Below are 8,796 nucleotides of genomic sequence, written 5' to 3' on the forward strand. Positions count from 1 at the left end.
GCCTCGCTGGCCAAGCCGGCGGTGGCTTCGGTGTCGGTGGCGACGCGGGCGCGGGCCTTGGCGGCGGCTTCGGCGGCGAAGCCGGTGGAGGTTTCGGTCTCGGCGGTGACGCCGGATGGCAAGGCCGCGTTGGCGGCCAAGCCGGCGGCGAAGCCGGTGGAGGTTTCGGTCTCAGTGGTGACGCCGGCGCGGGCCTCGGCGGCGGCTTCGGCGGCCAAGCCGGCGGTGGCTTCGGTGTCGGTGGTGACGCCGGATGGCAAGGCCGCGTCGACGGCCAGGCTGGTGGCGGCCTAGGGGGCGGCGGCCAGATCGCTGGCGGTAGCCGCGGCGACGCAGGTGGGCGTGCCGGAGGTGGCTTTGGCGGCCAGGGTGGAGCTGGCGGCCAGGCCGGAGGTCGCGGACAGGTCGGAGCTGGTGGTCAGGCAAGCGCCGAGGGTGAAGCTGGCGGTGGCTTCGGCGGCCGCGTTGGCGGCGGCTTCAGCGGTCAGGCCGGCGGCGGCTTCAGCGGTCAGGCCGGCGGCGGCTTCGGCAGCCAGGCCGGCGGCCAGGTGGGCGGCGGAGCTCAACTCGGCGGCTCGTCGGGCGGCGTCAGCGTAGGCGGCCAGGCCGGCGCCGCCGGGGGCGCGACCCTCGGCACAGGCGGGGGCGCGTTCGGCACGGGTGGCGGCTCCGCCGTCGGTGGCGTCAGCGGCACTACCGCCGTGGGCGGTGCCGCCGGCGCTCAGGCGGCAGCCAGCTCGTTAGGCAATGTCGGCCTGGGCGCCCAAGCCAGCGCTGCGGGAAACGCGGCGCTCGCAGCCAACGCCGGCGGTCACGCCAGCTTCCTGGGCAATGAAAGCGCAGCGCTCGGCGGTGGCACCCAGCTGACCGGCGCGCAAGGCGGAGTCGCGGCGGGCGGCCAAGGCGGAGTCGCCGCGGGCGGCCAAGCCGGCGCGCACGGCAGCATCCTCAACAGCGAAAGCGCCGCGCTCGGTGGCCATGCCCCGACGGCTCCCTCCACCGAAAGCGGTACGGCAACTCAGGTCGGTGCCGGTGGTGGCGCAGCGGTCGGCGCCGGCGGTAACGCGCAGGGCAGCATTCTCAGCCACGAGGGCGCTACGTTGGGCAGCGGTACGACGGCCGGCGGTAGTACCGGCCACGTCTCCGCAGACCAAAGTGGCGTCATACACGACAGCAGCTCTGCCGCCACGGCCGCTGGCCACGCGGCGGTCGCGGGCGGCGGCTCCTCTGTCATTCAGAGTCCCAGCACCCCCGCGCACGCGGATCCGAACGCGGCGGCCGCCGGCCAAAGCGCGGCCTCGGTCGGCGCACACTCGGCCCTGCAGGGCACGTCGACGGTCGGGGACCCGTCCGGCCACACGGCGTTCGACGCGTCGGGACAGTCGGCCGCTGACGCCTCGAGTCACTCGGTGTTCGACCACAGCAGCTACGACCCGGCGGCTTCGCACACGCCGGCCCAAAGCGACCCGATGACGCACCACCCGGTGGACCCGCACACCGGGTTTTGATCGGAGGCATTGCCGCGAACCGGCGGGGACCTTACAGGGTTCCCGCCGGTTGGTGGGCATACGGTGTTCGGAGTTCAACGCAGAAAGTAGGGCGACCCGGTGACTCAGCCCGATGACCCGCGCCGGGTCAACGTGATCGTCGAACTGATCGATCACACCAGCACGATCGCCGACCTCAACGGCCGCGGCGACCTCCGCCAGCGGCTCGGGTGGGCCCGCGAACGCATCACCGACCCCCACATCCGGGTGGTGATCGCCGGCCAGCTCAAGCAGGGCAAAAGCCAGCTGCTCAACTCGCTGCTCAACATGCCCGTCGCACGCGTCGGTGACGACGAGGCCACGGTGCTGATCACGGTCGTCGCCTACGGCGACCCGCCGTCGGCGCGGATCGTCCTCGCAGGCCCCAACAGCGAACCAGAAACCGCTGACGTCCCGGTTGCCGAGCTGCAGACCGACCTGCGTCAGGCTCCCCAGGCCGCCGGCCGCGACGTGCTCCGGGTGGAGGTCGGCGCGCCCAGCCCGATGCTGCAAGGGGGGCTCACCTTCATCGACACGCCCGGCGTGGGCGGTCACGGCCAGCCGCACCTGTCGGCGACGCTGGGGCTGTTACCTGACGCCGACGCGATCCTCATGGTCAGCGACACCAGCCAGGAATTGACCGAGCCGGAAATGCGGTTCGTGCAGCAGGCCCATCAAATCTGTCCGGTCGGGGTGCTGCTGGCCACCAAGACCGACCTGTACCCGCATTGGCGCGAGATCGTCAACGCCAACATCGGACACCTGCAGCGCGCCCGGCTACCGATGCCGGTGCTTCCGGTGTCGTCGCTGTTGCGCAGCCACGCCATCACCCTCAACGACAAGGAACTCAACGACGAGTCGAACTTCCCGGCCATCGTGAAGTTCCTCAGCGAGGACGTGCTGGCCCGCCGCAACGACCAACTCCGAGACCAGGTGCTGGATGAAATCCGCTCGGCGGCAGAGCATTTGACGCTTGCCGTGCGCTCTGAGCTGGCCGCGCTCAGCGACGCCGACGTCGGTGGGCGGCTCACCGAGGACCTGGAGCAACGCAAACGCGAGGCCGAGGACGCGCTGCAGCAGACGGCGTTGTGGCAGCAGCTGCTCAACGACGGGATCACCGACCTGACCGGCGACGTGGACCACGATCTGCGGGCACGCTTCCGGGCCATCACCGAGCACGCCGAGCGGGTGATCGACTCGTGCGACCCCACCCGGCACTGGGCGGAGATCGGGGTGGACGTGGAGAACGCCGTCGCCACCGCCGTCGGCGACAATTTCGTCTGGGCCTACCAGCGCGCGAAAACCCTCGCCCAGGAAGTAGCCCGCGTCTTCGTCGAGGCGGGGCTGGGTGCGGTCGCGATGCCCGAGCTCAGCGCGCAAGCCATGGGCGCGGACTTCGGGCAGCTCAAGTCCCTGGCCCGGCTGGAGTCCAAACCCATGGGCAAAGGCCACAAGGTGGTGACGGGCATGCGCGGCTCCTACGGCGGCATGGTGATGGTCGGCATGCTGTCCTCGGTCGCCGGGCTGGGCCTTTTCAACCCGCTGTCGGTCGGGGCAGGGTTGGTGATGGGCCGCATGGCCTACAAGGAAGACAAGGAGAACCGGCTGCTGCGGGCCCGCAACGAGGCCAAGACCAACCTGCGGCGTTTCGTCGACGATGTGTCCTTCGTGGTCGGCAAGGAGTCGCGCGACCGGCTCAAGACGATCCAACGTCAGCTGCGGGACCATTACCGCGGTATCGCCAACCAGGCCACCCGCTCGCTCAACGAGTCGCTGCAGGCGACCATCGCCGCCGCGCGGTTAGAGGAGACCGAGCGCGATAACCGGATCCGCGAGTTGGAGCGGCAGTTGAACATCCTGACTCAGGTCACCGAGAACGTCGACAAGCTCGCGCCCGAGGTGACACGGGTGTGAGCACCAGCGAGCAGGTCCGCGCCATCCTGGGCGGAACGATTCGCGCCTACCAGGCGGAGCCGGCCTACCGTGAGCGGCCCGACGTCTTCCATGAATTGCAGCGCATCGCCGCCCGGCTCAACGAACCGATGCGCATCGCACTGGCGGGCACCCTGAAGGCCGGCAAATCCACCCTGGTCAACGCGCTGGTCGGGGAAACCGTCGCGCCCACGGACGCCACCGAGGCCACCCGGATCGTCACCTGGTTTCGGCACGGCCCGACACCGAAGGTCATCGCCAACCATCGTGGGGGGCGCCGTTCTCATGTGCCGATCCTGCGCGACGGCGGACTCGGCTTCGACCTGAGCAGGCTGGACCCTCACGACGTGGTTGACCTCGACGTGCAATGGCCCGCCGACGAGCTGATCGCCACCACGATCATCGACACGCCGGGGACCTCGTCGCTGGCGCGTGACGTCTCGGCGCGCACGCTGCGGCTGCTGGTGCCCGAGGACGGGATGCCGCGGGTGGACGCGGTGGTGTTCCTGCTGCGCACCCTCAACGCCGCCGACATCGCGCTGCTCAAACAGATCGGGGACCTCGTCGGCGGGACGACTGGGGCGCTGGGCATCATCGGTGTGGCGTCGCGAGCCGACGAGATCGGCGCGGGGCGGCTCGACGCCATGCTCTCGGCCGAAGACGTGGCCAAGAGGTTCACCCGCGAGTTGAGCCAGACGGGCGTCTGCCAGGCCGTGGTGCCGGTGTCGGGACTGCTGGCGCTGACCGCCCGCACGCTGCGCCAGTCGGAGTTCGGCGCGCTGCAAAAACTCGCCGGCGTCGATGCCGCCGAGCTGCACAAGGCCATGCTCAGCGCGGACCGCTTCGTCCGTCCCGACAGCCCGTTGCCGGTGGACGCCGCGACGCGGGGCCGGCTGCTCGACCGGTTCGGCATGTTCGGCATCCGGATCTCGATCGCCGTGCTCAAGGCCGGCGTCACCGACGCGGCGGGGCTGGCCGACGAGTTGCTGGAACGCAGCGGGCTGGTCGCGTTGAGAAACGTCATCGATCAGCAGTTCGCCCAGCGCTCCGACATGCTCAAGGCGCACACCGCACTGGTGTCGTTGCGCCGGTTCGTGGAGACCTACCCGATCGCGGTCACGCCGCGCATCCTCGCCGACCTCGACCCGTTGCTGGCCGACACCCACGCCTTCGAGGAGCTGCGCCTGCTGAGCCAGCTGCATTCGCGCGCGACCGCGTTGCACGACGAAGAGCTCGCGTCGCTGCGGCGCCTCATCGGCGGTTCGGGCACCGACGCCGCCAGCAGGCTGGGGCTGGCCGCCGAGGCGCACCATGACGCGCCGCGCGCCGCGTTCGCCGCGGCGCAACGTTGGCGCCGCCGCGCCGAGCATCCACTCAACGATCCGTTCACCACCAGGGCATGCCGCGCGGCGGTGCGGAGCGCCGAAGCGATGGTGGCGGAGTTCGCCGCGCGCGATGGCGGCGTCCGGCCGCGGTGATGCCCCGACGCCCGCGATCGACGTGTGTGAATCGGATGACAACGCCGGCCTGCTATAGGTTGGCTGCCGATACATTGTCGTGGCCGCGCATACGCACGCCGGCGGACACCTGAATTGGACGATATGCCAACGGAAGCAAGACGGGCGCTGGGGCTGTCGGCCGGGACCGCCAGCCTGGCAGCCATAACGGCCGATCGGGCGGTGACCCGGACGTCGGTGCTGACGCTGTACCACCATCGCCCCGCGGAAGTCGGCGTGCCCTCGGAGAACCCCCACCTGGACGAGCCCGGTCTGGTGATCACCGACTTCGTCGACCGGGTGGGAGACCCGGTCGGGATCGTGGCCCCTGACGGCTCGACGCATCGCGGCGAGGCGCTGCTGGCGAACGCGCTGCGTGCCCTCGCCTACGCCGCGACCGGCGGCCATCCGCTGCCCGAGGCGACGGCGGTGGCCCACCCCGCGCACTGGCGCCCCGCCGCGGTGGACGCGTTGCGCGCGGCGCTGAGCCGGGTGCCGGAATGGTCGGGCGGTCCGGAATCCCTGTCGCTGGTCTCGGATGCCGCGGCTGCGCTGACCGCCCTGCAGACCAACCCGGGTCTGCCCATCCGCGGGATCGTCGCCGTGTGCGACTTCGGTGCCAGCGGCACCAGCATCACCCTTGCCGATGCCACCAACGGCTACCAGCCCATCGGCGCCACGGTGCGCCACACGGATTTCTCCGGGGAACTGATCGACCAAGCCCTACTGGCCCACATCGTGGCGGATTTGTCGTCCGCGGGTTCCATCGACGTCTCGGCCACTTCGGCGATCGGATCGCTGACCCGGCTGCGGGCCGAATGCCGGGCGGCCAAACAGCGCCTCTCGGCCAGTACGGCGACCACGCTGCCCGCCGACCTGCCGGGCTTCCGTGGGGATATTCGGCTCACCAGAACCGAACTCAACGAAGCGATCAATCAGCCGCTGGACCAGTTCGTCCATGTTCTACAAGACACGCTGGCGCGCAACGGGATCCGAGCCACCGACCTGGTTGCCGTCGCCTCGGTGGGCGGTGGCGCGGCGATCCTCGAGGTCACCACGCGGCTGTCCGAGCAGTTTCGCGTGCCGGTCATCACGTCACCGCGGCCGCAGCTGGCCGCCGCCACCGGTGCGGCGCTGCGGGCCGCACGCGGGCCGGCCGACGACAGCGCAACGAAATTGGCCGCCGCGCCACGCGTGGCGGCGCCACCGGCACTCGCGGAACCGACCCTGCAGGACGTGGTGCCGGTGTCCGCTGCCATGCCCGCTCTGGCGTGGTCTGAGGCGGGCGACGAATCGGGGATGATGCCCCTGGCCACCGACGAGCCTCCGGGCTGGGCCGGCGATCACGCTCCAGCGCCATCCGCCGCGCCGCCGTTTCAGTTCGGCGACGAGACCGGTCACGCCCGTCCCGAGCTGCGGTTCGAGGAACAACCCCTCCCCGACGAGGCCCGCCGCGCCGACATCGCCTGGTATCGGCGGCCATTGGTGCTCGTTCTCGGTGCGGCCGCGACGGTGCTGGCCCTCAGCGCGGTGATCATGCTGGCTCTGAGCCACGGTTCCACCAACACACCCGTCGCACCGACACCCGGCGTCGCCACCACGCCGCAACCGTCACCGCCGCCTTCCCCGGTGCAGACAAACCCGGCCCCGGCGCAGCAGGCCCCCGCGCAGCCCAGCACGGCCGCACCGGCTCCACCGCCGCCGGCGAGCACTCAGCCGGCGCCGACCACCACCGAACCGCCGCCGGCGACCACCGAACCGCCGCCGACGACTACCGAGCCGCCGACGAGCACTCCGTCGACAGCCACGACGTCGCCACCGGCACCGCCACCACCGTCTACGGACAATCCGCCGACATCGGTTCAGGTACCACCGATTCCGCGCATACCCCGGATCCCTGGGATCCCGACCATCCCGCCGATCCCGTAGCCCGGGTCCCGCGCCGCTGCCGGGGAAAAGCGCTTGGGCGACAACACGTCTGTGCAACACTCGAGGACAAATGGCCCTGCTGTTGCTCATCCTCAAGGTCGCGGTGATCGCCCTCATCGTCGGCGGCGTCGTCGCGTTGATCGTCCGCGGGGTGCGGCGCTCACGGGCGAACAGGCTGGATCCGCACTGGCGAGGGCGCGGCATCCAGCCCGGTTACGAGGCGTCCGTTTATGGCGCGATGCCGAGCACACCGCTTCCCGAGTGGGCGTACTGGGACGACGAGGACGACGAAGACCACCACGACGGCCGCTCGCCGCGCGGCTGAATCCGGGCCTCACACGTCCTCGACACCGCTTCGGCGGACCCGCCATGCCGCGCGGCTGAAGCCCCAGCACAGGGCGTCATTTCTCGGACTAAACCCCCGTGGCCGAAACGTGACCGATGCTTGATCAAATACTAACGCGCCCTTGCGCTTCCGCTGGTCAGCGGGGATTTACGATCCTCCTATTACAACGGTGTCAGTTAACAGGAATCGGAGCCATGCGAGCGGACGTTCGGTGTGTTCTTGCGGCGGTCGGGATCGCCGCGGGTGTGGCTGCGGGGCCTGCAGGCACCAGCGATGCGGCGGCGAATCAGCCGCATGACTTCGCGATCGCGTCGGTCCTGCCGGCGCGGGGTGCGACGGTGGGGGTGGCGCACCCCGTCGTGGTGACGTTCGACGCCCCCGTCGCGAACCGGCACGCCGCCGAACGCGCCATCGCGGTCACGTCCACGCCCGCGATGACGGGCAGGTTCGAATGGCTCGACAACAAGGTCGTGCAGTGGGTCCCCGCCCACTACTGGCCGGCGCACAGCACGGTGGCGCTCTCGGTGGACGGCCGGTCCACGGAATTCAAGACCGGCCCCAAGGTCATCGGCATCGCCAACATCACCGACCACACGTTCAAGGTGAGCGTCGACGGCGTCGACGCGACCCCGCCGCCCACCCCGCATCACCGGCCCCACTTCGGCGAAGAAGGGGTGCTTCCCGCGTCGATGGGTAGGCCCGAGTATCCGACGCCGGTCGGCAACTACACCGTCTTGTCGAAAGAGCGCTCGGTGCTTATGGATTCGAGCAGCGTCGGCATCCCGGTCGACGATCCCAACGGTTATCTGCTCAACGTCGACTACGCCGTCCGGATCACCAACCGCGGCCTGTTCGTGCATTCGGCCCCGTGGGCCGTTCAATCGCTGGGGCTGGAGAATGTGAGCCACGGCTGCATCAGCCTCAGCCCCGAAGACGCCGAGTGGTACTACAACACGGTCAATGTCGGCGACCCGGTGATCGTCAAGCAAGACCTCTGGGAGCGGCCTCCGTCCTGAGGAGGCCCCCACCCGATCGCCCACCCCGCCGAGCCGTGAAGTTAGTTTCACGCTCGCGGTCGACTGTGAAACCAATTGCACGCTCGACGACGTCAAGCAGCGAACCACATAAGAAAGGACCCGCTGGTGGCCGCCAGCGGGTCCTTCCGGTTGGGAGGGATGGGGTCAGTGCGCGCCCGGGCCGGGCGCGACCGGCTGACCGGGCTGGGGTCCGCCGGTCGGCGCCGCTCCCGTCGGCGCGTCCTTGACGCCGGACATGTCGATGAGCGGGGCACCGGCGATCCCGTCGAGGGGCGCGCCGGCGGCCAGCGGCCCACCGAGTGCGACCAACGGAGCGCCGGCCGGCACCACCGGGGCGATGGGCAGCGGCGCACCCAGCGGCAGCGGCAGCGGGGCGCCCAGGGGCAACGGCACGGGGGCGCCCACCGGCAGCGGGCCGGGCACCGCCAATGGGACACCGGCCATGTCGGTGAGCGGCGCGCTGGCGGTGCAGACCTCCGCGGTCGGCGCTCCGCCCGCGGCCGCCGCGCCGCCATCGGCACCGGCGGCCC

At 70.7% G+C, this 8,796-nt stretch carries 8 protein-coding genes and 1 pseudogene; 7 read left to right on the plus strand and 2 right to left on the minus strand.

The window, feature by feature from the left end:
* A pseudogene (locus A9X04_RS32120) lies at positions 1-294 on the plus strand (hypothetical protein); the annotation flags it as partial.
* On the opposite strand, the gene A9X04_RS20230 reads toward A9X04_RS32120, so the two are convergent.
* Entirely contained in the window at positions 291-566 is a 276-nt protein-coding gene (locus tag A9X04_RS20230) for a hypothetical protein (protein ID WP_067924271.1), read from the minus strand. The pseudogene A9X04_RS32120 and the gene A9X04_RS20230 sit on opposite strands and share 4 nt — an antisense overlap.
* On the opposite strand from A9X04_RS20230, the gene A9X04_RS20235 reads away from it, so the two are divergent.
* The 6 genes from A9X04_RS20235 (at position 549) to A9X04_RS20260 (ending at position 8,245) form a co-directional block, all read left to right on the plus strand.
* A complete protein-coding gene (locus A9X04_RS20235; protein WP_156764442.1) occupies positions 549-1,508 on the plus strand; it encodes a hypothetical protein in 960 nt (319 codons plus the stop codon). The genes A9X04_RS20230 and A9X04_RS20235 overlap by 18 nt on opposite strands.
* Positions 1,509-1,607: 99 nt before the next feature.
* Positions 1,608-3,440, plus strand: coding sequence for a dynamin family protein (locus A9X04_RS20240; RefSeq protein WP_067924273.1), 1,833 nt, complete (start codon positions 1,608-1,610; stop codon positions 3,438-3,440).
* On the plus strand, positions 3,437-4,936 hold the full coding sequence (locus A9X04_RS20245; RefSeq protein WP_067924274.1) for a dynamin-like GTPase family protein: 1,500 nt from the start codon (positions 3,437-3,439) through the stop codon (positions 4,934-4,936). Before A9X04_RS20240 ends, A9X04_RS20245 begins: the two co-directional genes overlap by 4 nt.
* Positions 4,937-5,059: 123 nt before the next feature.
* Positions 5,060-6,883, plus strand: a complete 1,824-nt coding sequence (locus A9X04_RS20250) for an Hsp70 family protein (protein ID WP_067924275.1) — start codon at positions 5,060-5,062, stop codon at positions 6,881-6,883.
* Between the two features lie 70 nt (positions 6,884-6,953).
* Positions 6,954-7,208: a hypothetical protein gene (locus A9X04_RS20255; RefSeq protein WP_067924276.1), complete on the plus strand. Its 255-nt coding sequence runs from the start codon at positions 6,954-6,956 to the stop codon at positions 7,206-7,208.
* Between the two features lie 215 nt (positions 7,209-7,423).
* A complete protein-coding gene (locus tag A9X04_RS20260) occupies positions 7,424-8,245 on the plus strand; it encodes an Ig-like domain-containing protein (RefSeq protein ID WP_067924277.1) in 822 nt (273 codons plus the stop codon).
* Between the two features lie 165 nt (positions 8,246-8,410).
* On the opposite strand, the gene A9X04_RS20265 is transcribed toward A9X04_RS20260, so the two are convergent.
* Positions 8,411-8,796, minus strand: a 386-nt coding sequence (locus A9X04_RS20265; RefSeq protein WP_156764443.1) for a hypothetical protein, incomplete at its 5' end; no start/stop codon positions are given.

It is taken from the genome of Mycobacterium sp. E3247, from assembly GCF_001667785.1.
In the GTDB taxonomy this organism is placed as follows: domain Bacteria; phylum Actinomycetota; class Actinomycetes; order Mycobacteriales; family Mycobacteriaceae; genus Mycobacterium.

Excerpts from the sequence above, each read along its gene's own strand:
- A9X04_RS20250 (WP_067924275.1), top strand. The coding sequence starts at position 5,060 with ATGCCAACGGAAGCAAGACGGGCGCTGGGGCTGTCGGCCGGGACCGCC.
- A9X04_RS20255 (WP_067924276.1), top strand. The coding sequence starts at position 6,954 with ATGGCCCTGCTGTTGCTCATCCTCAAGGTCGCGGTGATCGCCCTCATC.
- A9X04_RS20260 (WP_067924277.1), top strand. The coding sequence starts at position 7,424 with ATGCGAGCGGACGTTCGGTGTGTTCTTGCGGCGGTCGGGATCGCCGCG.